The sequence below is a fragment of the Saccharothrix sabaoui genome (assembly GCF_051756985.1).
GTDB lineage: Bacteria > Actinomycetota > Actinomycetes > Mycobacteriales > Pseudonocardiaceae > Actinosynnema.
In genome coordinates, this window is the sequence record NZ_JBPKJK010000030.1 from 48516 (window position 1) to 72027 (window position 23512).

Genomic DNA, 23512 nt, shown 5'->3' on the forward strand with positions numbered 1-23512 from the left:
CTCAGTAAGCTTGACTAGCTTGGGGCCATACCCGAGATCCGTACAGTTAGGGAGTGCCGTGGGCCAGCACAGCAGCAGGCTGTTCACCAGTGAGTCGGTGACCGAGGGGCACCCCGACAAGATCAGCGACGCGATCAGCGACTCGATCCTGGACGCCCTGCTGTCGAAGGACCCCCGTTCGCGCGTGGCCGTGGAGACGCTGGTCACGACGGGTCAGGTGCACGTCGCGGGCGAGGTGACGACCGAGGCGTACGCGGACATCCCGTCGATCGTGCGGGAGAAGATCGTCGAGATCGGCTACGACTCGTCGGCGAAGGGCTTCGACGGTTACTCCTGCGGGGTGAACGTCGCGATCGGGTCCCAGTCCCCGGACATCGCCCAGGGTGTGGACACCGCCTACGAGGAGCGCCTCGGCGACGCCTCCGACGACATCGACAAGCAGGGCGCGGGCGACCAGGGCCTGATGTTCGGCTACGCGTGCACCGACACGCCCGAGCTGATGCCGCTGCCGATCGCGCTGGCGCACCGGCTGTCGCGGCGGCTGTCCGCGGTGCGCAAGGACGGCACCGTGCCGTACCTGCGACCGGACGGCAAGACGCAGGTGACGATCGAGTACGCGGGCGACCAGCCGGTGCGGTTGGACACGGTGGTGGTCTCCACCCAGCACGCGGACGGCATCGACCTGGAGAAGCTGCTCGGGGTGGACGTGCGCGAGCACGTGGTGGCCCCGGAGATCGCCTCGCTGGGCCTGGACACCTCGAACGTGCGGCTGCTGGTGAACCCGACGGGCCGGTTCGTCATCGGCGGTCCGATGGGCGACGCGGGCCTGACCGGCCGCAAGATCATCGTGGACACCTACGGCGGCATGGCGCGGCACGGCGGTGGCGCGTTCTCGGGCAAGGACCCGTCGAAGGTGGACCGCTCGGCGGCGTACGCGATGCGCTGGGTGGCGAAGAACGCGGTGGCGGCGGGCCTGGCGACGCGCATCGAGGTGCAGGTGGCGTACGCGATCGGCAAGGCGGCCCCGGTGGGCCTGTTCGTGGAGACCTTCGGCACCGAGACGGTCGACCCGCTCAAGATCCAGCAGGCGATCACCGAGGTCTTCGACCTGCGCCCGGCCGCGATCATCCGCGACCTGGACCTGCTGCGCCCGATCTACGCCCCGACCGCCGCCTACGGCCACTTCGGCCGCACCGACGTCGACCTCCCCTGGGAGAACACCGACCGCGCGGACGCCCTCCGCGCCGCCGCCGGCGCCTGACCACCCGCGAGTCCGACGCTCACGACCCGCGAGTCCAACGCTCACGACCCGCGAGTCATGCGCTCATGACCGGTGTGTCATGCGCTCGCGACCCACGAGTTCGACATCCGGCTCCACGCCTCCACGGCGCTGAAGCTGACGCAGGGGTCCCCTCCCGGGGGACCCCTGCTGTCATTTTCCTCCCAAGCACCGACAAATCCGGCCGCCCACCATCGCCTGGCACACCGCAGCACGGCGCCCTGCCGTCCCCGCCCGCGTCGTCACGAACGCCGCCTGCGCGAGGACGTCCACCCCTGTGATCACCCGATCGTGATCTTGCAGTAATCGAACACAGGTTCGATACTGGTTCCATGACCCTCACACCACAGCACCAAGCCCTCCGTCCCTCCGCCGGCTCCCCGCATCGCCGCCCCGACAGCGTGCGGGACGGGCCCGACGTGCCCACCCGGGTCGACAACCGCCACACCGGTCTCTGGTAGACCTCCACTCGTGGCGGCGGGTAAGGCGAGCGCAAGGCGCGGGGAGCGGGTCCCCGCCGCCTCGCTGCCGGTTGCCCGCGTGTCCGTCGACGTGCCGTTGGCGCACCTCGACCGGCCGTTCGATTACCAGGTGTCCACCGAGCAGGACGCGGACGCGGTGCCGGGCTGCCGGGTGCGCGTGCGGTTCGCCGGGCAGTTGGTCGACGGCTACCTGCTGGAACGGGTCGAATCCTCGGAGTACGGGCGCAAGCTCACGTTCCTTGACAAGATCATATCGCCTGAGCCGGTGCTCTCGCCCGAGGTGGCGGAGCTGGCGCGCGCCGTGGCCGACCGGTACGCGGGCTCGTTGATCGACGTGCTGCGGATGGCCGTCCCGCCCCGGCACGCCCGGGTCGAGGCGAGGCCGTCGGGTGAGCCCGCGCCCGTGCCCGAGGCCCCGCCGGACACGGGGTGGGCGCGGTACCCGTTCGGGTCGAACCTGCTCGACGCCCTGCGGTCCGGCCGTGCCGCGCGAGCGGTGTGGCAGGCGCTGCCCGCCGAGGACTGGCCCGCCCGGCTGGCCGAGGCGGCGGCGTCCGTGGCGAGCACGGGGAGGGGCGCGCTGGTCGTCGTGCCCGACCACCGCGACCTGGCGAGGCTGCACGCGGCGTGCGCGGCGCTGGTCGGCGAGGCCGGCGTGGTGGCGCTGTCCGCCGACCTCGGGCCGTCCGAGCGGTACAAGCGGTGGCTGGCCGTGCGGCGGGGCGTGGTGCGGATCGTGCTGGGCACGCGCGGGGCGTCGTTCGCGCCCGTGCACGACCTCGGTCTGGTCGCGGTGTGGGACGACGGCGACGACCTGCACGTCGAACCCAGGATGCCTTACCCGAACGTCCGGGACGTGCTGGTGCAGCGCTCCCACCTGACGGGGGCGTCGCTGCTGGTCGGCGGGTTCGCGCGGACCGCCGAGGCGCAGCTGCTGGTGGACAGCGGCTGGGCGCACGAGGTGGTGGCGGCCCGCGAGACGCTGCGTGCCGCGGCCCCGCGGGTGGCCGCGGTCGGCGACAACGACTGGCAGGAGGTGAAGGACCCGGCGGCGCGCTCGGCGCGGCTGCCGTCCATCGCCTTCGACGCGGCCCGGGCGGCCCTCGCGGCCGACACCCCGGTCCTGATCCAGGTCCCGCGGCGGGGGTACGTGCCGGCCCTGGCGTGCGGGCAGTGCCGGGCGCCGGCCCGCTGCCGCCGCTGCGCCGGCCCCCTGGCCCTCCCGGGCGGCACCCAGGACGGGGTGCCGAGGCCCGCTTACTGCCGCTGGTGCGGTGCCACCGAGGCCGCGTTCCGCTGCCCGGCCTGCGGCTCCCGACGCCTCCGGGGGCAGATCATCGGTGCCCGCCGCACGGCGGAGGAACTGGGCCGGGCGTTCAGCGGCGTCCCGGTCCGCACCTCGGGCGGGGACGAGGTGCTGTCCGCCATCCCCAGAGGGTCGTCCCTGGTCGTCTCGACCCCCGGCGCCGAACCGGTGGCCGAGGGCGGCTACGGCGCGGCCCTCCTCCTCGACGGCTGGGCGCTGCTCACCCGGGCCGACCTGAGGGCCTCCGAGGAGGCGCTGCGCCGCTGGATGACCGCCGCCGCCCTGGTCCACGAGGCGGGCAGGGTGGTCGTCATCGCCGACTCGTCCCTCGCGCCGGTCCAGGCCCTGGTCCGCTGGGACCCGGTCTGGCACGCCCGCCAGGAACTGGCGGCCCGGGTGGAACTGGGCTTCCCCCCGGCGGTCCGCATGGCCACCGTCGACGGCACCCCGGAAGCCCTGGCCGGCCTCCTCGGAGAACTCCGCCTCCCCGACTCGGGCGAGATCCTCGGCCCCGTCCCCCTGGCCGACGACCGGGAACGAGCCCTGGTCAGGGTCCCGAGGGCCGAAGGCCGAGCCCTGGCGGCCACCCTGAGCGAAATCCAGGCCATCCGCAGCGCCCGAAAAGAACCGGAAGCCGTCCGGGTGAAACTGGACCCCCTGGAAGTCCTCTGACCGGGCACGGCGCGGGCAAGGGTCGATCTTGACAGCAATCACTCGGTGCCAAATACTCGGTTCCGAGTGATTGGAGGCGAGTCGATGGCTGCACGGGAACGACGTCCGGCGTCCAACCCACTGGGGTTGGCGGTGCTGGGCTTGTTGTTGGAGGCGCCGATGCACCCGCACGCCATGGTCGCCACACTGCGGGAACGCGGGATGGACCGGGCTTTCAAGGTGACCACCGGCTCCCTGTACGACGTGGTCCGGGCGCTGGAACGGGCCGAGTGGATCGAGGCGCGCGAGACCGTCCGGGTCGGCGCACGACCGGAACGGACCGTCTACCAGCACACCGAGGTGGGGCGTCGGGAGTTCGTGCGCTGGGTCGACGAGCTGATCCGCGTCCCGGCGGACGAGTACCCGAAGTTCCTGGCGGCGGTCAGCTACCTCGGCGCGCTCGGGCCGGACGGTGCCCTGGAGGCGCTGCGGGAGCGGGCCGAACGGACGCGGGCGTCGCTGGCGGACGTCCGGCGCGGGCACCGGGAGGTGCTGGAGGCCGGTGAGGTGCCGCGCCTGTTCGTGGTCGAGGCCGAGTACGCGGTGCGGATGCTGGAGGCCGAGTTGGGCTGGCTCGACGAGATCACCGACGACATCGCGGCCGGGCGGCTGGCCTGGCCGGAGGCGGTGACCGGGTGGGTCGGCGGCGACGGCGGGGCCGGGTGAGCCCGGCGGTCCGGGGCACGCCGACCGGGGGACGTCGGCACGGAGGACGTCGGCACGGGGAACATCGACGCGCGGGACGGGGCACGCGGTGACGGTGCTGGTGGTCGGGGCGGGCCCGGCCGGGTTGATGCTGGCGGCGGAGCTGGCGTTGGCCGGGGTCGAGGTGGAGGTGGTGGACCGGTTGCCGCGGCGGTCACCGTTCTGCCGGGGCTTCACGCTCAACGCCCGCAGCCTGGAGCTGCTGGACCGGCGCGGTGTGGTCGACCGCTTCCTCGCGGAGGGGCCGACGGTGCCGTACGGGATGTTCGCCGATCCCCGCCGGCCCCTGGACCTGAGCACGATGGACACCGATCACCCCTACGTGCTCGGCATCGCGCAGACCCGGGTCGAGGAACTCCTGGAGGAGTGGCTGGCCGAGCTGGGCGTGCCGGTGTCGTGGGGCCACGAGGTGACCGGCCTCGACCAGGAAGGTGACGGGGTCGACGTGACCACCCGGGTCGGCGACGGCCACGAGCGCAGGCGGGTCGGCCACCTCGTCGGGTGCGACGGCAGCCGCAGCGTCGTGCGGAAACTCGCCGGGATCGGCTTTCCGGGCATCGCGGCCGCCGCGTTCAGCCTGCTCGCGGACGTGGAACTGGCGGACCCGGACGCCCTGCCGTTCGGGGTGACGGCCGGTGAGCGGGGCGCGGTGTTCGTGATCCCGCGGCCCGGCTACGTGCGGATCGTGCTGGACGAGCCGGTCCCGCCCGCCGACCGCGACGGGCCGGTGGAGCCGGCCTACTTCCAGCGGGTGCTGGACGAGACGCTCGGCCGGTCGGTGGAACTCCGCGATCCGCGCTGGCTCACCCGGTTCTCCGACGCGGCCAGGCAAGCGGACCGCTACGTCGCGGGCCGGGTCGTCCTCGCCGGGGACGCCGCGCACATCCACCCGCCGGCGGGCGCGGTGGGGGTGAACGTGGCGTTGGCGGACGCGGTCAACCTGGGCTGGAAGCTGGCCGCCACCGCGCTCGGCCATGCGCCGGCCGGGCTGCTGGAGAGCTACCACCGGGAGCGGCACGAGGTCGGGCTCCGCCTGCTGCGGACCACGCGGGCGCAGTCGATCCTCGGCCGGTCCCGTCCCGACCTCGACCCGGTCCGGGACCTGTTCGGCGAGCTCGCCGCCCTGCCGGCGGTCGGCACGCACCTGGCCGAACTCGTCGCGGGGGTGGACACCCGGTACGGGCCCCGGGTTCCCGGAGAACACCCGTGGACGGGCAGGCTCACGCCGAACCTGGCGCTGGTGGTCGGCGGGGAGCGCACCAGCGTCGCGGAACTGCTCCGGCCCGCGCGTCCGGTGCTCCTCCGACCCGGTGACCGCTTCCTGCCGGTCGGCGCGGGCAACGAGGTCGGCGCGGCCGGCGGGATCGACGTCCACGACGCCCGGTGTCCCGAGCACCCCGACCTCGAAGGTCTGCTGATCCGTCCCGACGGGCACACCGCCTGGGTCTCCACGACGACCGATCCGCAGCCCGACGCCACCCTCCTCACCGCGTGGAGCACCTGGTTCGGCACCGGGGCCCTCTCGGGGGCGTGAAGGGCGGTGTGGCGCGTGGCGGTCGGTGGGACCATGAGGGACATGGGGGACCTGAGCTGGGCGGAGGAGACGGCGGTGATCGTGCCGGTGCCCGCCGCCGACCCGGTGGTCGGGCGGTACCGGCGGCGGTTGGACCGCTCGGCCGGGTGGGGTGTGCCGGCGCACGTCACCGTGCTCTACCCGTTCGTGCCGCCGCACCGCGTCGACGAGCTGGGTGTGCTCGACGCGCTCGGCGAGGTGGTGGCGGGTGCCCCGGCCTTCGGGTGCGCGTTCCGGCGGACCGAGTGGTTCGGGGAGGACGTGCTCTGGCTGGCGCCCGAGCCCGCCGCGCCGTTCCGGGCGTTGACCGAGGCGGTGTGGCGGCGGTTCCCCGACTGGCCGCCGTTCGGCGGGGCGTTCGCCGAGACGATCCCGCACCTCACCGTGGGCACCACCGAGGTCGGCGACCCGGCGGGGCTGCGGGACGCCGAGCGCGAGTTGGCCGGGGTGCTGCCCCTGCGGACGCGGATCGGTCAGGTCCGGCTGATCGCGGGCAGCGCCCGCGCCGACTCGTGGCGGACGGTCGCGGAGTGGGACTTGCTACCTCGGACGGTGCACAGTCCGCCCGGGGTGGAGTAGAAGGGAACGATGCTCCGGTCGACTGCTGTCAGCGTCCTCGCATCCCTCCTCCTCGTCCCGCTCGTCACCAGCCCCGCCCAGGCCGCGCGGGACGCGCCGCGCCTGCCCGAGGCGGTGGGCAGCGGCGGGGTGGTGGCCAGCGTCGACCCCGACGCCTCGCAGATCGGGGTCGACGTGCTCCGGCGCGGCGGCAACGCGGTGGACGCCGCCGTGGCCGTGGCGGCCGCGCTGGGGGTCACCGACCCGTTCTCGGCGGGCATGGGCGGTGGTGGGTTCCTCGTCCACTACGACGCCCGCACCAAGCGCGTGTCCACCCTGGACGGTCGGGAGACGGCGCCCGCGTCGGCCGACGCGGAGCTGTTCGTGGAGGGCGGGGCCGCGATCCCGTTCACCGAGGCGGTGACCAGCGGGTTGTCGGTCGGCGTGCCGGGGACCCCCCGGCTGTGGCAGCGGGCGCTCCAGCGGTGGGGCAGCCTGTCCCTGGACCGGGCGCTGAAGCCCGCGGAGGACCTGGCGCGGCGCGGGTTCACCGTGGACGCCACGTTCAACCGGCAGGTCACGGACAACGCGGCGCGGTTCGGGGACTTCACGTCGACCCGCGCGCTGTACCTGCCGGGCGGCGCGCCACCCGCGGTCGGCACCACCTTCCGCAACCCGGACCTCGCCGACACCTACCGCGAGCTGCGGGAGGACGGTGTCGACGCGCTGTACCGGGGCGCGGTCGGACGTGACCTGGTCGCGGCCGTGCGGCAGCCCCCGGTCGTGCCCGGCGCGACCCGCGTGGTGCGGCCCGGCGACCTCACCGCCGCCGACCTGAGCCGCTACGACACCCCGCGGCGCGAGCCCAGCCAGGTGCGCTACCGCGGCCTGGACGTGTTCGGCATGGCGCCGCCGTCCTCCGGCGGCACGACGGTCGGCGAGGCCCTCAACATCCTGGAGACCACCGACCTGCGGGCCGAGTCGCCCGCGCAGTACCTGCACCGCTTCCTGGAGGCCAGCCGCCTGTCCTTCGCCGACCGCAACCGCTGGGTGGGCGACCCGGCCTTCGCCGACGTGCCGACCCGGGAGCTGCTCTCGCAGCGGTTCGCCGACAGCCGGGCGTGCCTGATCGACCCGGCCAAGGCGCTGACCAGCCCCGTCGCCCCCGGTGACCCGCGCAACCCGGCGCCGTGCGCGACCAGCGGCGAGCCGGCCGCGACCCCCTACGAGGGCACGGACACCACGCACCTGACGGTCGCCGACCGGTGGGGCAACGTCGTCGCGTTCACGCTGACCATCGAGCAGGAGGGCGGCAGCGGCATCGTGGTGCCCGGTCGCGGGTTCCTGCTGAACAACGAGCTGACCGACTTCTCCTTCACCCCGGTCACGCCCGGTGTGCCCGACCCGAACCTGCCCGGCCCCGGCAAGCGGCCGCGCTCGTCGATGTCGCCGACGATCGTCCTCGACCACGGCAAGCCGGTCCTGGCGCTCGGGTCGCCGGGCGGCGCGAGCATCATCACCACCGTCCTCCAGGTCCTGACCCAGCGCCTGGACCGCGGGCAGACGTTGGTGCAGGCCATCGCCGCGCCGCGCGCCTCGCAGCGCAACGCCGCGAGCACCCAGGCGGAAGCCGCCTTCCTGGCCGGTCCCGAGGCGCAGGCGCTGCGCGACCTGGGCCACCGCTTCACCTCGACGGGCGAGATCGGCTCGGTCACGGCCGTGGAGCGCCTCCCCGACGGCCGCTGGCGCGCCGCCGCCGAACCGACCAGGCGGGGCGGCGGGGCGGCCCGCGCGGTCCGGCCCTCGCGCGGCTGACCCGGCGGTTCCCGGTGCGCCCGTCGGAGGCGCACCGGGAACGGGGTCGGCCGACCGGGTCGAACACGACGGCTCTCGCCACGTCCCGCGCGGCCGGCCGGAACCGCCGAGGGGGGTGCGCACGAACCTCATCCCGGGGGATGAGGTCGGGTCGGTACTCCGAGCGGACGCACGCGCACACCCGGAGGGGAGACCCTGGGAGCACGAACGAGACGAGGAGCCGGCGATGACCACCATCCCGATGACGACCGCCCCGATGACGACCGCGCAGAGGACCCCGGTGATCCCGGTGGGGGCGCGCCGTGCGGCCGCGAGCACCGCCGGGACGGCCCGACCGGGGGCCTTCGCCGCCAGGGCCGTGACCACCGGGACCGTGACCACCGGGGCCGTGACCGCCGGAGCCACCGGGGCCGTGACCGCCGGGGCCGTGGCGGTGGCCCGCTTCGCCGGCCACTTCGCGGTCGCCCTGCTCGGTGTGACCTTCCTCGGCCGTGACCTGGAACACTGACGCCGCTTTCGTAGACTGGGCCACCGAGGCCCAGTGCGAGGAGAGCGCGTGACCGTCCAACCGATCCGGCTGTTCGGCGACCCGGTGCTGCGCACGCCCGCCGTCGAGGTCACCGACTTCGACGCCGAGCTGCGCAAGCTGGTCAAGGACCTGTGGGACACGATGAGCGACGCCGGCGGCGCCGGGCTCGCCGCGCCGCAGTTGGGCGTGGGGCTGCGCGTGTTCACCTACCACTGCGACGGGTTCGCCGGTCACCTGGTCAACCCGACGTTCGACGTGGTCGGCGACGAGTTCCAGGACGGCCCGGAGGGCTGCCTGTCCATCCCCGGCATGTCGTGGGACTGCCGCCGCCACCGGCAGGTCGTGGCCCGCGGCTGGAACATGCACGGCGAGCCGGTCGAGGTCGAGGGCACGGACCTGCTGGCGCGGTGCGTCCAGCACGAGACCGACCACCTCGACGGCGTGCTGTTCCTGGACCGCCTGGACGACGCGACCCGCAAGGAGGCCATGCGGGCCATCCGGCAGCAGTCGTGGTTCGACGGCGGCGTGCCGGTGCTGAAGCAGTCGCCGCACCCCTTGTTCGGCGGGGCGAGCTAGCCCGGGGACGCTCTCCTAGACTTGTCGTCTGCCCCGACGCTAGGAGAGTGCGTGTTCGTCCAAGCCAGTCCGCGGTACCGCCGGAGCCACCTGTCGTCCGGAGGGGCCTGACATGCGCCTGGTCTTCGCGGGCACGCCCGAACCGGCGCTGCCGTCGCTGCGCGCCCTCCTCGGTTCCGACCGGCACGAGGTGGTGGCCGTGGTGACCCGCCCCGACGCCCCGGCCGGTCGGGGGCGCCGGGTCGAGCGGTCGCCCGTCGCGGCCCTGGCCGACGAGCACGGCATCGAGGTGCTGACGCCGCCCAAGGCCGGTGACCCGGCGTTCCTGGCGCGGCTGCGCGAGCTGGCGCCCGACCTGTGCCCGGTGGTCGCCTACGGGGCGCTGCTGCCCGAGTCCGCGCTGTCCATCCCCACCCACGGGTGGGTGAACCTGCACTTCTCGGTGCTGCCCGCGTGGCGCGGCGCGGCGCCCGTGCAGGCGGCTGTGCGGCACGGGGACGACATCACCGGCGCGACGACGTTCCGGATCGTGAAGGCGCTGGACGCGGGCCCCGTGTTCGGCGTGCTCACCGAGCGGGTGCGCGAGCGCGACACGGCCGGTGACCTGCTCGGCAGGCTCGCCGAGTCGGGGGCCAAGCTCTTGCTGTCCACTGTGGACGGCATCGGGGACGGTACGCTGCGTGCCGTCGACCAGCCCGAGGAGGGCGTGAGCTACGCCCCGAAGGTGACCGTGGACGACGCCAGGCTGGACTTCTCCACGCCCGCCGCGGCGTTGGACCGGGTGGCCCGCGCGGTCACCCCGGACCCCGGCGCGTGGGCGGGGTTCCGCGGCGAACGGCTCAAGCTCGGACCGGTGACCCCGGTCGCGGCGGACGACCCGCTCGCGCCCGGCGAGATCCGGGTGGAGCGCAAGCGCGTGCTGGTCGGCACGGCCACCGAACCGGTGGCGTTGGGCGAGGTGCAGGCACAGGGCAAGAAGCGGATGGCGGCCACCGACTGGGCGCGCGGCGTCCGCGTCGAGGCGGGGGAGCGGATCTCATGACCCAGCGTTCATCACGGCCCTCGCGGCCCAACCGGCCCCACCCGCCGCGTCGGCGCACCGGGCCGGAGCGCCCCCCGGTGGAGGACCCGGCCCGCCAGGCCGCGCTCGACACGCTGCGCGCGGTGCGCCAGCGCGACTCCTACGCCAACCTCGTGCTGCCCGGCCTGCTGCGCGACCGCCGGATCACCGGGCGGGACGCGGCGCTGGCCACCGAGCTGACCTACGGCTCGCTGCGCGCCCAGGGCCTGCTGGACGCGGTGCTGACCAGCTGCTCCGACCGTCCGCTGTCCGAAGTGGACGGCGCGGTGCTGGACGCGCTGCGGCTCGGTGCCTACCAGCTGCTGCGCACCCGCATCCCGGCGCACGCGGCGGTCGCCTCGACCGTCGACCTGGTGCGCGCGGCGATGGGGTCCGGCGCGGCCGGGTTCGCCAACGCCGTGCTGCGGCGCGTCACCGCCCAGGACGAGCAGGGCTGGGTCGACGAGGTCGCGCCCGACGAGGAGACCGACCCGATCGGCTACCAGGCGATGGCCAACGCCCACCCGAGGTGGATCGCGCAGGCGTTCGCCGAGGCGCTGGGCAGCCGCGGCGAGCCGCTGCGGGACGCCCTGGTCGCCGACGACACCAGGCCCGCCGTGCACCTGGCGGCGCGGCCGGGCCAGTGCAGCGCGGACGAGCTGGCCGCGATGACCGGCGGCGACGTGGCCCCGTACTCGCCGTACGGGGTGCACCTGGAGCCGGGGTCGGGCGACCCGGGCGACCTCGACGCGGTGCGCGAGCGGCTCGCGACCGTGCAGGACGAGGGCAGCCAGCTGTGCGCGCTGGCGCTGACGAGGGTCCCGCTGGAGGGACCCGACGAGCGGTGGCTGGACCTGTGCGCGGGGCCGGGCGGCAAGGCCGTGGTGCTGGCCTCGCTGGCGGTGCTGACGGGCGCGTCGCTGGAGGCGGTGGAGAAGGCGCCGCACCGCGCGGACCTGATCCGCAAGGCCGCGGGCGACCTGCCGATCACCGTGCACGTCGGGGACGGTCGCGAGTCGGGCCTGCCGGCGGGGTCGTTCGACCGGGTGCTGGTGGACGCGCCGTGCACGGGCCTGGGCGCGCTGCGCCGGCGGCCGGAGGCGCGGTGGCGGCGGCAGCCGTCCGACGTCGCGCCGCTGGCCCGCCTCCAGCGCGAGCTGCTCGCGGCGGCGCTGGAGCTGGTGCGCCCCGGCGGGGTCGTGGCCTACGTGGTGTGCTCGCCGCACCTGTCGGAGACGGTCGGGGTGGTCGCGGACGTGGCCCGGCGGACCGGCGCGGAACGGCTGGACACGCGGGAGTTCTTCCCGGACGTGCCCGACCTCGGCGACGGGCCGCAGGTGCAGCTGTGGCCGCACCTGCACGGCACGGACGCCATGTTCTGCGCCGTGCTGCGCCGCCCCGCGTGACGGTGGACCCGGTGGCGGGCGACCCGGTGGCAGGCGACCCGGCACGCGGCAACCCGGTGGGCGGCGCGCCGGTCCTCGGGCTGGTCGTGTCGGCGGCGGGCGGGGTGGAGACGTGGCTGGTGGACGGGCTCGCCCGGCCGCTGGCCGAACGCGGGTGGCGGTTGGCGATCACCTTGACGCCGACCGTCGCCCGGTGGCTCGAACCCCGCCTGGCCGACCTCCGGGCCACGACCGACCTGCCGGTGCGCTGGACGTCGCGCCTGCCGACGGAGCCCAAGCCGCACCCGGTGCCCGACGCGTTCGCGTTCGCCCCGGCCACGGCGAACTCGCTGGCCAAGCTCGCCCTGGGCATCGGCGACAACCAGGCGCTGACCGTGCTGTGCGAGGGACTGGGCCGGGGCACGCCGGTGGTGGCGCTGCCGCAGCTGTCGCCGGACCAGGCGGGCCACCCGGCGCACCGGGGTCACCTGACCGCGCTGCGGTCCGCGGGGGTGGTGCTCGTCGCCGACCCGGCGGCGGTGCTCGCCGAGCTCGACCGGATCGGGGGCTTCGCACCGCCGAAGCACCGCTGACGCCCGCACCGGGTGAATTGACAGTCGGTCGAGGTGCGTAGCAGGCTTGATCGTGTCGAAATTGTACGGCCGGGATCGTGAGTGGGCTTCGGTTCTCCGCTTCCTGTCCGCACCCGGTGGCCTGCTGGCCGTCGACGGTCCGCCGTGCTCCGGCAAGACGCTCCTGCTGCACGAGGCGGTCCGCGCCGCCCGCGACCGCGGCTTCTCCGTCGTCCTGGTCCCCGGCGAGCACCTGGCGGGTTCGGCCGACGTGGCCCGCGCCCTGGAGCGCGTCGAGGTCGACCGGGGCGCGCGCCCGCTGATCGCCGTCGACCAGGCGCACCGCGACCCGGCCGCCGTCCTGGCCCTGTTACCCCGTGTGCGGGAGCGCCGGGTGACCGTGCTGCTCGCGCTGTCCGGCGCGTTCGCGGGCGCCGAGGCGCAGCGGGCGCTGGCCGCCGCCGGCGAGGTGCTGCCGCTCGGCCCGGTCGCCGACGACGTGGTGGCGGCGCTGGTGCGGGACCTGCTCGACGCCGTGCCCACCGCCGAGCTGGCCGCGTTCGCCGCGAGCGCGGGCGGCAACCCGCGCCTGGTCACCGAGCTGGTCACCGGGCTGCGCGAGGAGGGGCAGCTGGAGGTCCGCGACGGCGTGGCCCGGCTGCACGGCGGCTGGCTGCCGCAGCGGGTCGGGGCCCTGGTGCGCGGCCAGGTCGACGCGTTGTCGGCCAAGGCCACCCAGCTGCTGCGGGTCGCCGCCGTGGTCGGCAGGTCGTTCCCGCTCACGGATGTGGCCACGATGATGGGCGAGACCACGGGCGCGCTGCTGCTCGCCGTGGACGAGGTGCTCGCGTCGGGCCTGGTGGCGTGCGTCGACGAACGGCTGGAGTTCACCTCCGAGCTGGTGTGGCGCGCGGTGGTGGAGTCGATGCCCGCGTCGGTGCTGCACGCCCTGCGGCACGACGCGTCGGTGCTGCGGACGGCGCTGCGGGACGCGTCGTGCGCCGAGGCGCGGACCCCCGACCGGGACCGGCACGCCGGGGGCCGACCGGCCGGTGGGCGGTCGACTGGGGACCAGCCAACCGGGGACCAATCGGCCGGGCATCAATCGGCCGGGCATCAATCGGCCGGGCATCAACCGGCCGAGGGCCAAGCAGCCGGGGACCGGGTGACCGAGGGCCAAGCAGCCGGGGACCGGGCGGCCGTGGGTCGGGCGGTCGGGGACCGGGCAGCCGGGGATCAACCTGCCGGAGGCCAAATGCCCGGGGGCCAACCGGTCGGGAACTGGTCGGCCGGGGACTGGTCGGCCGGGCAGCGACCGGCCTGGAGCGGGGTGACCGGGCAGCGATCGACCTGGGACGGGGCGGCAGGGGAACGGTCCGCCGGGGAGCGGTCCACCGGGGAGCGGTCCACCGGGGAGCGGCTGGTCGAGGGAGCCGACCGGGGCGCGGCTGCCGTGCGCGGCGTCCGCGCGCTCGCCGCGGGCGGCAAGCTCGGCTCCGCCATCGCGCTGGCCCGCGACAGCCTCGCCGGGCCGGTGCGCGCGGGCGCGTCGGCCGAGTTGCACGCGGTGCTGGCGGGCATCCTGCTCGCCGACGGCCGCCCGGCCGACGCGGCGACCGAGATGGAGCACGTGCTGGCCACCGCCGGCGTCCCGGAACCGCTGCGCAAGCTCGCCGCGGCGGGCAGGCTGCTGTCGCTGTACTTCGCCACCGGCAGCCGGTCCGGCGCCCACGCGCTGTCCGTGCTGACCGCCCGCGACCGGGAACCCAGCGACGCGGACGTGGTGATGGCCGCGACCGTCCACTCGTGCCTGGAGTGGAGCGCCGGGAACCTCGCCGAGGGCGTCTACTGGGGCCGCGAGTCGACCCGCTGGGAGGTGGACCGGCCCACCGCGTGGTGGCAGTCGCAGTCGGCGGTGTCGTTCGCGCTGAAGCTGGCCGCGCTCGGCGACTTCGACGACGCGGAGCGGCTGGTGCGCGGCGACCCGGCGCGCGGCGACCGGCCGGCCGACGACGCCCCGGCGGAGGACGGCGACGACACCCACGACGCCGCGGAGGGCGACGACCCCGACGGCCCGCCGGACGCCCTCCCGGACGGCCGCCCCGACGACGAGGCGGTGACCAGCGGCGCGCCCGCGGCCCGCACCATCGCGCGGGCCAGGGTGCTGACCCAGGCGGGCAGGCTCGCGCAGGCGCGGGCCGCCGCGCGGGCGGGTCTGGCGGCGGCGCGCGACCGGGGGCTGCGGCTGCTGGTGCCGCTCGCCTCGACCGTGCTCGCGACGGTCGCGGTGCACCGCGGCGAGGTCGCGGTGGCGGCCGAGCACGTGCGCCGCTACCGGGGCGACCTCGCGGCGGGCGAGGCGGTGCTGCACTCCGGCCAGTACGACTGGGTGGAGCTGCTGGTCTCGCACGCGCAGGGCGGGCCGGGACGGGCCGCCGTACTGGCCAGGCGGCGGGTGTCCGACCGGGACGCGGCGCGGCGGATGCTCATCGAGGAGCCGGGCGCGGCGGCGTGGCTGGTGCGGCTCGCGCTGACCGTGGGCGACAGCGGCCTGGCGGGCGACGTGGTGTCGGTGGCGGAGGAGCTGGCCGCGAACAACCCGGGGTTCGCCGCGGTGTCGGTGGCCGCCGGGCACGCCCGCGCCCTGTTCGACCGGGACGTCGACGAGCTGCTGGAGGTCGCCGACCGGCACCGCCACCCGTGGGCGCGGGCCAACGCCAACGAGGACCTGGCCGCGCTGCTGGACGAGGGCGGTCGCGCGGACCGGGCCGCCGCCCACACCGCGGTCGCCCTGGGGGTCTTCGAGCGGATGGGCGCGGACGGCGAGGTGCAGCGGTTGCGGCGCGGCGGGGGCCGCGCGGAGGAGGGCGGCGACGGGGTCGCCGAGTGGCGGCGGCTGTCCGAGCCGGAGCGCGACATCGCCCGGCTCGTCGGCGCGGGCCTGACCAACCGGCAGGTCGCCCGGCAGCTCTACCTGTCCCCGCACACGGTGAACTACCACCTGCGGGGGATCTTCAAGAAGCTCGGCATCAGCTCGCGGGTCGAGCTGGCCCGGCTCGCGCACGAGCAGGAGATCTCCGTGGTCTGACCGGCACCACCCGCGCCGGCCCGATCAGGCGCCGAGCGCGTCCGACACCGGGCCGCCCAGCAGGAACCGCACCTCGTCGGCCACCCGGCGCACGTCGGAGGGCGCCACCACCGCGCAGTGCACGCCGTGCGCCGCGACCTCCACGGCCAGGCACTCGGTGTAGGCGATGGCCGCCGCCCGCGACGCCGCGTAGGCGGCGATCCCCGAGCGCGGCACGGCGACGACGTGCGCGGGCACCGTCACGATCGTGCCGCGACCGCGCACGACCATGCGCGCGGCCACCGCGCGGGAGGCGTTGAACACCCCGTCCACGTTGACCGCGAAGCTGCGCGCCCAGTCCTCGTCGGTGATCGACAGCACCGGTCCGGGCCGCAGCGCGCCCGCCACCGCCACCAGCGCGTCGATCGCGCCGAACTCGCGCTCCACCTGGTCGACCAGCGCGTCGACGGCCGCGCTCGACGCGACGTCCAGTTGTCGCCCGGCGACCCGCAGGCCCTCGGCGCTCAGCCGTTCGACGAGGTCCGCGAGCCGCGCCCCGTCGCTGTCCACGGCCGTCACCAGCTCGCCCTGCCGGGCCAGCGCCTCGACGACCTCACCGCCCAGCGGCGAGGACGCGCCCGTCACCAGCGCGACCCGGCGGCGCGATTCGGCGTTCATCCCCAGTGCTCCCCAGTCCCAGGCTCCCCAGCCCCAGCTCCCCGCTCGAACGTAATCGCCACCACACCCGTTGGGGAACTACCCGCGTGAGTAGTCGGAGAACACCTGGTGGGAGGGGGCGTTCACACGATCGAGTAGTGGGATGGGCCCGCCTCCCGCGCGGCGGGGCGGGCGCGGAAGCCTAGACTCACCAGCCGTGGTCCACCAGCCGATGATCGCCCCGAGCATCCTGTCCGCCGACTTCGCCCGACTCGCCGACGAGGCGGCCGCCGTGGCGGGCGCGGACTGGCTGCACGTGGACGTCATGGACGCGCACTTCGTGCCGAACCTGACCATCGGCCTGCCCGTGGTGAAGTCGCTGCGCGGGGCCACCGACCTGCCGCTCGACTGCCACCTCATGATCGAGGACCCGGACCGCTGGGCCGTCGGCTACGCCGAGGCGGGCGCGTACAACGTGACCGTGCACGTGGAGGCCGCGGCCGACCCGGTGCGGCTGGCGAAGGACCTGCGCTCGGCGGGCGCGAAGGCCGGGCTGTCGCTCAAGCCGGGCACGCCGCTGGAGCCCCACCTGGACGTGCTCAAGCACTACGACACGCTGCTGGTGATGTCCGTCGAGCCCGGCTTCGGCGGGCAGAGCTTCATGCCCGAGGTGCTGGACAAGGTCCGCACGGCGCGCCGCCTGGTCGACACCGGCCACCTGACGCTGGTGGTGGAGATCGACGGCGGCATCAACGCCGACACGATCGAGCAAGCCGCCGAGGCGGGTGTGGACTGCTTCGTGGCCGGGTCGGCCGTGTACGACGGCGCGGACCCCGGCGCGGCCCTGGAGAAGCTGCGCGCGCAGGCGGCCCGCGCCCGGTGAGCGACCGCCCGGTGGACCGCCACCCGATGGACCGCAACCCGGCGGACGTCCGCCCGGTGGACCTCGGCGAGGCGATGGCGCGGGCGGTCGCGGCGAGCGAGCGGGTCCGCGGCACGACCAGCCCCAACCCGCCCGTCGGCTGCGTGCTGCTCGACGCCGCGGGCCGGGTCGTCGGCGAGGGCGCCACGCGACCGCCCGGCCAGGCGCACGCCGAGGTCGTCGCCCTCGCGCGGGCAGGCGGGCGGGCCCGCGGCGGCACGGCCGTCGTGACGCTGGAGCCGTGCGCCCACCAGGGCCGCACCCCGCCGTGCACGACGGCCCTGCTCGACGCCGGGGTGGCCCGGGTCGTGCACGCCGTGGCCGACCCCAACCCGCGGGCCGCCGGTGGCGCGGACGTGCTGCGCGCCGCCGGCGTCGAGGTCGTCGGGGGCCTGCTGGCGGAGGAGGTGGCGCGCGGTCCGCTGCGCGCCTGGCTGCACTTCGCCCGCACCGGCCGCCCGCACGTGACCTGGAAGTACGCCGCCACCCTGGACGGCCGGGTCGCGGCCGCCGACGGCACCAGCCGCTGGATCAGCTCCCCGGAGTCCCGCGCCGAGGTGCACGAGCTGCGCACGAGGGTCGACGCGATCGTGGTCGGCACCGGCACCGTGCGCGCCGATGACCCGAGGTTGACCGCGCGCGGACCGGGTGGCGGGCAGTATGGGGGACGCCAACCGCTGCGGGTCGTCGTCGGGACCAGCGACCTGCCGCCGGGGGCCCGGGTCCTGGACGACGAGGCGGAGACCGTGCACCTGCGCACGCACGACCCCGACGTGGTGCTCGCCGAACTGGCGGCCCGCGGCGTGGTCGACGTGCTGCTGGAGGGCGGTCCCACGCTGGCGGGCGCGTTCGCGGGGGCGGGGCGCGTGGACCGCGTGCTCGCCTACCTCGCGCCCAAGTTCCTCGGGGACGGGCCGCCCGCACTGCGGGACGCCGGGGTGTCGACCGTCACCGACGCCCTGGGTTTGGTCGTGGAGCAGGTCAGTATGTGCGGACCGGACGTGCGGGTCTCCGCAGTGGCGTCCGGCGTCGCGCGCTAGAGGAGGAACGGTGTTCACCGGGATCGTCGAGGAGTTGGGTGAGGTCGTCGCCGTCGCCGACCTGCCGGACGCGGCCCGCGTCACCATCGCGGGTCCGCTGGTGACCAGTGACGCGAAGCACGGCGACTCGATCGCGGTGAACGGCGTGTGCCTCACCGTGGTCGATGTCGAGGGCGGCGCGTTCACCGCCGACGTGATGCGCGAGACGCTCACCCGCAGCAGCCTGGCCAAGGTCGCCGAGGGCGACAAGGTCAACCTGGAGCGCGCCGCGGCCCTCGGGCAGCGGCTGGGCGGCCACATCGTGCAGGGCCACGTGGACGGCACGGGCACCGTGCTGGCGAGGGAGAAGGCCGAGCACTGGGAGCTGGTCCACATCGGACTGCCGCCGGGGCTCGCCCGCTACGTGGTGGAGAAGGGCTCGATCACCGTGGACGGCGTGTCGCTGACCGTCGTGTCCGTCTCGGAGACGGAGTTCTCGGTCAGCCTGATCCCCACCACGCTGGAGCTGACCACCCTCGGCCGGCGCTCGCCGGGCGACCACGTCAACCTGGAGGTGGACGTGGTCGCCAAGTACGTCGAGCGGCTCGCCCTGCCCCACCTGCGCGCCGAGGAGGCCCGGTGAAGGACTTCGCCGACATCGAGCGGGCGATCGCGGACATCGCCGCCGGCAGGGCGGTCGTCGTGGTCGACGACGAGGACCGCGAGAACGAGGGCGACCTGGTCTTCGCCGCCGAGAAGGCGACGCCGGAGCTGGTCGCGTTCACCATGACCGAGTGCCGCGGCCTGCTGTGCACGCCGATGGAGCCGGACGCGCTGGACCGGCTCGGCATCGGGCTCATGGTGTCGCAGAACACCGAGCGCATGGGCACCGCGTTCACCGTGTCCGTGGACGCGCGCGAGGGCGTGACCACCGGCATCTCCGCCGCCGACCGCGCCCGCACGATCCGGTTGCTGGCAGACCCGGCGGCGACCGCGCACGACGTCGTGCGGCCGGGGCACGTGTTCCCGCTGCGCGCGAAGGAGGGCGGCGTGCTGCGCCGCGCCGGGCACACCGAGGCCGCGGTCGACCTGGCCCGCCTGGCCGGCCTGGCGCCCGCCGGCGCGATCTGCGAGATCGCCAACGCCGACGGCACGATGGCCCGCCGCCCGGACCTGGAGCTGTTCGCGCAGAAGCACGACCTGGTGCTGATCACGATCGCGGACCTCATCGCATACCGGCGGCGCACCGAGACCCAGGTGGAGCGGGTCGCCGAGGCCCGCATCCCGACCGCGCACGGCACGTTCACCGCGGTCGGCTTCGACAGCAAGCTCGACGGCATCGAGCACGTCGCGTTCGTCTGCGGCGACATCGGCGACGGCGAGGACGTGCTGGTCAGGGTGCACTCCGAGTGCCTGACCGGCGACATCTTCGGCTCGCTGCGCTGCGACTGCGGCCCGCAGCTGGACGCGGCGCTGGAGGCGGTCTCGGCGCAGGGGCGCGGCGTCGTGCTCTACATGCGCGGGCACGAGGGCCGCGGCATCGGCCTGATCCACAAGCTCCAGGCGTACCAGTTGCAGGACGGCGGCGCGGACACCGTGGACGCCAACCTCGCGCAGGGCCTGCCCGCCGACGCCCGCGACTACGGCACCGGCGCGCAGATCCTGTGCCAGCTGGGCGTGAAGTCGATGCGGCTGCTGACGAACAACCCGGCCAAGCGCGTCGGCCTGGAGGGCTACGGCCTGACCGTGCTCGACCGGGTGCCGCTGCCGATCTCGCCGAACCCGGAGAACCTGCGCTACCTGCGCACCAAGCGCGACCGGATGGGCCACGAGCTGCACCAGCTGGAGCAGTACGAGGCGCTGAGCCAGGGCGGCGCGGTCGTGTCCACCACGGAAGGAGCGGAATGAGCGGCGAAGGTCGGCCCGAGGCCGACGTCCCGGACGCGACGGGCCTGACGCTGGCCGTCGTGGCCACGCGCTGGCACGCGAAGATCACCGACAACCTGGTGGCCCGCGCACTGGAGGCCGCGGCGAAGGCGGGCGTGGCCCAGCCGACCGTGGCGCGCGTCGCGGGCGCCGTGGAGCTGCCGGTGGTGGTCCAGCAGCTGGCCCGCACGCACGACGCCGTCGTGGCGCTGGGCGTGGTCGTCCGCGGTGGCACCCCGCACTTCGAGTACGTGTGCGACGCGGTGACGGCGGGCCTGACGCGGGTCGCGCTGGACGAGTCGACGCCCGTCGGCAACGGCGTGCTCACCACGAACGACGAGGAGCAGGCCCTGGCCCGCGCCGGGTTCCCGGACTCGGTGGAGGACAAGGGCTTCGAGGCGTGCGCGGCGGCGCTGGACGCGGCGCTCGTGCTGCGCGGGCTGCGGGCGGGGTCGTGAGCACCGCCGTGGCCGTCGAGTTCCGCCCGAAGAAGATCCGGGTCGTCGCGGGGACGTGCGCGGTGTTCCTGGTGGCCGCGTTCACCGCGGTCGGCCTGCTGCTCGGGGACACGCCCACCGGCGTGATCTTCCGGACCTCCGACCAGGTGGCGATGATCTGCCTGGGCGTGCTGCTGGCCTGCGGCGCGCTGCTGCTCACCCGGCCGCGGGTGCGGGCGGACGCCGACGGCGTCGAGGTCCGCAACGTGGTCACCGCGCACCGCTACGCGTGGTCCGACGTGCTGCACGTGTCCTTCCCGGACGGCGCGTCGTGGGCCCGGCTGGAGCTGCCCGACGACGAGTACGTGTCGGTCATGGCGGTGCAGGCGGTGGACCGCGAGCACGCCGTGGCGGCCGTGCGGGCGCTGCGCGAGCTGCACCGGGCGGTCAACCCGTAGCACCACCACCCCTGGTCGGCGTGGTGCCGTTGGCGGATGCCGTGTCCGCCAACGGCACCTTGCCCGGCACACGACGTCTGCCTACGTTCGGGTGATCCACGAACCAGGGGGGCGCACGTGCGCAGAAGATCACTCATCACCGGTGCCGCCGCGGCGGCGGGCGCGGCGGTGCTGGGCCTGAACCCGGCGGCCCGCGCGCAGCGGCCCGGCGCCGCGGACCTGCCCGACCTGGGCCTCGGGGACCTGCCCGTCGTGGGGCGCGTGCGGGCGCGCCGGGCGATGGAGCACCTGCGCGTGCTCAGCGACCGGATGGGGCTGCGCATCGGCGGCACCGAGTCCGAGCACCGCGCCCGCGACCACCTCGCCGCCGTGCTGCGCGACCTGCGCTACCAGGTGACGCTCCAGCCGTTCGCGGTGCCCGACAAGTACCTGTCCACCCTCGTCGTCAACGGCGACACGTGGAACGCGGCGGCGTCCCGCTTCGGCGCGCTCGGCGTCACCGCGACCGGCCCGGTGCGCGAGCTGGACCCGGCCGCGCCGCTGCCCGAGGACCTGGCCGGCGCGGTCGTGCTGCTGGTCAACGTGCCCACCGGGTCGACCGCCGTGCTCGACGCGGTGCGCCGGGGCGCGGCGGCCGTGCTGGTCGGCCGCGTGTCGGTGCCGCCCGCGGGCAAGACCGGCGCGTTCTCGCCGGCGCTGACCGAGAACGTCGCCGTGCCGGTGCTCGGCGTCGCCCAGGTGCACGTGGAGCGGCTGCGCGCCGCCGGCCCCGTCGCGGTCACCGTCGCCACCACCCATCACACCGGCCTGACCTCGTACAACGTGATCGCCGAGCGGCCCGCGACGTTCCCCGGCCGCGACCGCGGCGTGGTCATGGTGACCGCGCACTACGACACCGTGCCCGGCTCGCCCGGCGCGAACGACGACGGCAGCGGCACCGTGCTCGCGCTCGAACTGGCCCGGGTGCTGCGCCACCTGCCGACGCGGCGGGCGCTGCGGTTCGCCCTGTGGGGCTCGGAGGAGCAGGGCCTGCTCGGGTCCCGGCACTACGTGGGCCAACTGCCCGAGGCCGAGTCGGCGCGCATCGCGGGCGTGTTCCAGAACGACATGGTCGCCACCAGCCACGGCCCCGCCACCGCCTACTGGCTGCTGTCGGTGGACGGCGGCGACAACGCCACCACCGCGCAGGTCGCCGCCGCGGCGGCCCGCCTCGGCTACGGCAGCCGCGTGCACGGGCCGGTGGCGCGCGGCAGCAGCGACCACGTGCCGTTCCACGAGAAGGGGATCGCGGCGGCGAACTTCAGCTGGCGCGGCGAGGGCGGCCCGCACGAGCTGGAACCGCTCTACCACACGCCCGAGGACACGATCGCGCAGAACGTGAGCCCCGAACGCCTCCAGGTGTCGCTGGAGCTGATCGGCGCCGCCGCCTACCGCCTGGCCTGCGCGCGGCCCTGACCCCGGCGACGGAGCCCGCCCGCCCGGCGGGCGGAAGGCTGTGCCCCCGGCGCGGTCGGGATTAGGGTTCCCGCCGCCCGCCGCCGTGGCGGTCGCACGACCGGGGGGACCGACCTTGCCGCGCTCCGCACCGCACGCGCACCCGTCCCGGCGGCCGGGAGCCGCCCTCGCCACCGTCCGCGGCAGGGCCGCCTTCGCCAGGACCGCTTTCGCCAGGGCGGCTCTGGCCGGGGTGGTCCTGGCCGGCGCGGTCCTGGCGGCGACGCCCGCCGGCGCGGCCCCGGCGCGGGACTTCGCCGACGCCGCGAACAACCGCGGCCTCGGCGTGGACGGCGCGGTGGCCGCCGACCTCGACGGCGCCGGCAACTCGCTGTCCGCGACCGCGCTGGCGGCGGCGGGGCTCGCGCCCGGCGCGCGGGTCACCCACGGCCGGGCCACCTTCACCCTGCCCGCACCGCACCCGGTGACCGGCGACGACAACGTGGTGGCGCTCGGCCAGACCATCGCCCTGCCCGCCGAGCACCGGGTGCGGGCCACGGCCATCGGCCTGCTCGCGGTCAGCACGTGCGGCGCGACCGGGCCGGTCACGATGACCGCCACCTACACCGACGGCACCACGTCGAACCCGTGGCTGCCCGCCGTGCCGGACTGGGCGGACGGCGACGCGGACGGGTCCGCCGCCGTGCTCCTGCCCCACCGGCTCGCCGGCACCGCGCCGGACCCGGGCGTGCGGCCCGCGGTGCACGCCGTGTTCGGGCCCACCGACCCGACGAAGACCCTGCTGTCGGTGACGCTGCCCCGCACGAGCCCGTCGTCGTCCACGACGTGCGGGCTGCACGTGCTGGCGATCGCCCCGGCCCCGGTGGCCACCGGTTGGCTCGGCGCGTGGGCGGCCGTCCCGGACCGCACCGACGACCTGAGCACCCCCGGTGGGCAGACGCTGCGCTTCGTCGTGCGGCCCGGCCGGGAGGGCGCGGACCTGCGGCTCAAGCTGTCCAACACCACCGCGCGGGTGCCGGC

Annotated in this window: 20 protein-coding genes and 1 pseudogene; 20 read left to right on the forward strand and 1 reads right to left on the reverse strand. The window is 75.6% G+C overall.

Translation table 11 applies throughout. The annotated features are described in order from the left end of the window. Window positions 1–58: 58 nt before the first annotated feature. The 12 genes from metK to ACR807_RS12280 all read left to right on the forward strand — a co-directional run bounded on the left by metK (window position 59) and on the right by ACR807_RS12280 (window position 15639). Window positions 59–1261 (forward strand): methionine adenosyltransferase, encoded by a 1203-nt coding sequence (metK, locus tag ACR807_RS12225; protein ID WP_438921379.1) that lies wholly within the window; start codon window positions 59–61, stop codon window positions 1259–1261. A gap of 489 nt (window positions 1262–1750) precedes the next feature. Next, complete coding sequence (locus tag ACR807_RS12230) at window positions 1751–3739, forward strand: primosomal protein N' (RefSeq protein ID WP_438921380.1); 1989 nt, start codon at window positions 1751–1753, stop codon at window positions 3737–3739. Between the two features lie 84 nt (window positions 3740–3823). Continuing rightward, window positions 3824–4444, forward strand: a complete 621-nt coding sequence (locus ACR807_RS12235) for a PadR family transcriptional regulator (RefSeq protein ID WP_438921381.1) — start codon at window positions 3824–3826, stop codon at window positions 4442–4444. Between the two features lie 88 nt (window positions 4445–4532). Further along, window positions 4533–6017 (forward strand): FAD-dependent monooxygenase, encoded by a 1485-nt coding sequence (locus tag ACR807_RS12240; protein ID WP_438921382.1) that lies wholly within the window; start codon window positions 4533–4535, stop codon window positions 6015–6017. Window positions 6018–6059: 42 nt separating this feature from the next. After that, on the forward strand, window positions 6060–6635 hold the full coding sequence (locus ACR807_RS12245) for a 2'-5' RNA ligase family protein (RefSeq protein ID WP_438921383.1): 576 nt from the start codon (window positions 6060–6062) through the stop codon (window positions 6633–6635). Between the two features lie 9 nt (window positions 6636–6644). Then, window positions 6645–8429, forward strand: a complete 1785-nt coding sequence (gene ggt, locus ACR807_RS12250; RefSeq protein ID WP_438921384.1) for a gamma-glutamyltransferase — start codon at window positions 6645–6647, stop codon at window positions 8427–8429. Between the two features lie 226 nt (window positions 8430–8655). Beyond that, the gene (locus ACR807_RS12255; protein ID WP_438921385.1) at window positions 8656–8937 is read left to right on the forward strand and encodes a hypothetical protein; all 282 of its coding nucleotides are present in this window, start codon (window positions 8656–8658) and stop codon (window positions 8935–8937) included. Window positions 8938–8985: 48 nt separating this feature from the next. After that, window positions 8986–9534, forward strand: coding sequence for a peptide deformylase (gene def, locus ACR807_RS12260; RefSeq protein ID WP_438921386.1), 549 nt, complete (start codon window positions 8986–8988; stop codon window positions 9532–9534). A 112-nt stretch (window positions 9535–9646) separates the two neighbouring features. Beyond that, a complete protein-coding gene (gene fmt / locus ACR807_RS12265; protein ID WP_438921387.1) occupies window positions 9647–10576 on the forward strand; it encodes a methionyl-tRNA formyltransferase in 930 nt (309 codons plus the stop codon). Continuing rightward, window positions 10573–12000 (forward strand): RsmB/NOP family class I SAM-dependent RNA methyltransferase, encoded by a 1428-nt coding sequence (locus ACR807_RS12270; RefSeq protein WP_438921388.1) that lies wholly within the window; start codon window positions 10573–10575, stop codon window positions 11998–12000. Before fmt ends, ACR807_RS12270 begins: the two co-directional genes overlap by 4 nt. Beyond that, on the forward strand, window positions 11997–12572 hold the full coding sequence (locus ACR807_RS12275; RefSeq protein WP_438921389.1) for a flavoprotein: 576 nt from the start codon (window positions 11997–11999) through the stop codon (window positions 12570–12572). The genes ACR807_RS12270 and ACR807_RS12275 overlap by 4 nt, the downstream gene beginning before the upstream one ends. A gap of 52 nt (window positions 12573–12624) precedes the next feature. Next, a complete protein-coding gene (locus tag ACR807_RS12280; RefSeq protein ID WP_438921398.1) occupies window positions 12625–15639 on the forward strand; it encodes a helix-turn-helix transcriptional regulator in 3015 nt (1004 codons plus the stop codon). Window positions 15640–15663: 24 nt separating this feature from the next. Here ACR807_RS12280 and ACR807_RS12285 read toward each other — a convergent pair whose 3' ends face one another. Then, entirely contained in the window at window positions 15664–16296 is a 633-nt protein-coding gene (locus ACR807_RS12285) for an SDR family NAD(P)-dependent oxidoreductase (RefSeq protein ID WP_438921390.1), read from the reverse strand. 211 nt (window positions 16297–16507) lie between these two features. On the opposite strand from ACR807_RS12285, the gene rpe reads away from it, so the two are divergent. The 8 genes and pseudogenes from rpe to ACR807_RS12325 form a co-directional block, all read left to right on the forward strand. Next, on the forward strand, window positions 16508–17158 hold the full coding sequence (gene rpe / locus ACR807_RS12290; RefSeq protein ID WP_438921399.1) for a ribulose-phosphate 3-epimerase: 651 nt from the start codon (window positions 16508–16510) through the stop codon (window positions 17156–17158). Between the two features lie 26 nt (window positions 17159–17184). Then, window positions 17185–18237, forward strand: a complete 1053-nt coding sequence (ribD, locus tag ACR807_RS12295; RefSeq protein ID WP_438921391.1) for a bifunctional diaminohydroxyphosphoribosylaminopyrimidine deaminase/5-amino-6-(5-phosphoribosylamino)uracil reductase RibD — start codon at window positions 17185–17187, stop codon at window positions 18235–18237. 10 nt (window positions 18238–18247) lie between these two features. After that, window positions 18248–18859: a riboflavin synthase gene (locus ACR807_RS12300; RefSeq protein ID WP_438921392.1), complete on the forward strand. Its 612-nt coding sequence runs from the start codon at window positions 18248–18250 to the stop codon at window positions 18857–18859. Beyond that, entirely contained in the window at window positions 18856–20124 is a 1269-nt protein-coding gene (locus ACR807_RS12305) for a bifunctional 3,4-dihydroxy-2-butanone-4-phosphate synthase/GTP cyclohydrolase II (protein ID WP_438921393.1), read from the forward strand. Before ACR807_RS12300 ends, ACR807_RS12305 begins: the two co-directional genes overlap by 4 nt. Next, a complete protein-coding gene (ribH, locus tag ACR807_RS12310; protein WP_438921394.1) occupies window positions 20121–20600 on the forward strand; it encodes a 6,7-dimethyl-8-ribityllumazine synthase in 480 nt (159 codons plus the stop codon). Before ACR807_RS12305 ends, ribH begins: the two co-directional genes overlap by 4 nt. Next, entirely contained in the window at window positions 20597–21037 is a 441-nt protein-coding gene (locus tag ACR807_RS12315) for a PH domain-containing protein (protein ID WP_438921395.1), read from the forward strand. Before ribH ends, ACR807_RS12315 begins: the two co-directional genes overlap by 4 nt. 117 nt (window positions 21038–21154) lie before the next feature. Beyond that, window positions 21155–22492 (forward strand): M28 family peptidase, encoded by a 1338-nt coding sequence (locus ACR807_RS12320; RefSeq protein ID WP_438921396.1) that lies wholly within the window; start codon window positions 21155–21157, stop codon window positions 22490–22492. 115 nt (window positions 22493–22607) lie between these two features. Next, window positions 22608–23512 (forward strand): annotated as a pseudogene (locus tag ACR807_RS12325) (hypothetical protein); the annotation flags it as partial.

Coding starts and splice junctions, on each gene's coding strand:
- fmt (WP_438921387.1), top strand. CDS start 9,647: ATGCGCCTGGTCTTCGCGGGCACGCCCGAACCGGCGCTGCCGTCGCTG.
- ribH (WP_438921394.1), top strand. CDS start 20,121: ATGAGCGGCGAAGGTCGGCCCGAGGCCGACGTCCCGGACGCGACGGGC.
- ggt (WP_438921384.1), top strand. CDS start 6,645: ATGCTCCGGTCGACTGCTGTCAGCGTCCTCGCATCCCTCCTCCTCGTC.
- ACR807_RS12245 (WP_438921383.1), top strand. CDS start 6,060: ATGGGGGACCTGAGCTGGGCGGAGGAGACGGCGGTGATCGTGCCGGTG.
- ACR807_RS12285 (WP_438921390.1), bottom strand. CDS start 16,296: ATGAACGCCGAATCGCGCCGCCGGGTCGCGCTGGTGACGGGCGCGTCC.
- rpe (WP_438921399.1), top strand. CDS start 16,508: ATGATCGCCCCGAGCATCCTGTCCGCCGACTTCGCCCGACTCGCCGAC.
- ACR807_RS12270 (WP_438921388.1), top strand. CDS start 10,573: ATGACCCAGCGTTCATCACGGCCCTCGCGGCCCAACCGGCCCCACCCG.
- ACR807_RS12235 (WP_438921381.1), top strand. CDS start 3,824: ATGGCTGCACGGGAACGACGTCCGGCGTCCAACCCACTGGGGTTGGCG.
- ribD (WP_438921391.1), top strand. CDS start 17,185: ATGGACCGCAACCCGGCGGACGTCCGCCCGGTGGACCTCGGCGAGGCG.
- ACR807_RS12255 (WP_438921385.1), top strand. CDS start 8,656: ATGACCACCATCCCGATGACGACCGCCCCGATGACGACCGCGCAGAGG.